The sequence below is a fragment of the Kitasatospora griseola genome (assembly GCF_014648555.1).
GTDB lineage: Bacteria > Actinomycetota > Actinomycetes > Streptomycetales > Streptomycetaceae > Kitasatospora > Kitasatospora griseola.
Genome location: NZ_BMRI01000024.1, coordinates 346 through 786, shown reverse-complemented (window position 1 = coordinate 786; position 441 = coordinate 346). Strand labels below are relative to the sequence as shown.

The window sequence follows — 441 nt, the reverse complement described above, 5'->3', positions numbered from 1 at the left end:
CGGACGATCTGGGCGTCGGCGCCCTCGCCGCCGACGTAGTAGGCGATGCCCCGGTCCTCCCGGGAGAACGTCGTGGCACGGACGCCGCGCTTGTAGCTGGACGTGCCGAGGACCATGTCGTTCTCGATCTGGCCCATGACCTTCAGGCACAGCCGCAGGATGGCGTTCGCGGAGATGCCGGTCGGGAGGGACTTGGAGTCGGGGCGCTGGGTGGCGAGCAGCAGGACGATGCCGGTGGCGGGGCCGCGCTTGACCAGGTCGGTGCAGATTTCCTCGAACTCCCCGCCGTACTTGGGGTGTTCGAACCACACCTGGCACTCGTCCACGCCGATCACGATCGGGTGCAGCCGCAGCGACTTGTTGTCCGCGAGCTGGGAGGTCACCTTGGATTCGGGGCAGACGTCGCGGGGCAGGGACCGGATCACCTTGGTGCGGCGGCGC

Annotated in this window: 1 pseudogene; it reads right to left on the bottom strand. The window is 68.7% G+C overall.

Annotated features, from left to right (window positions below):
* Nucleotides 1–441: pseudogene (locus IEZ12_RS39055) on the bottom strand (cell division protein FtsK); the annotation flags it as partial.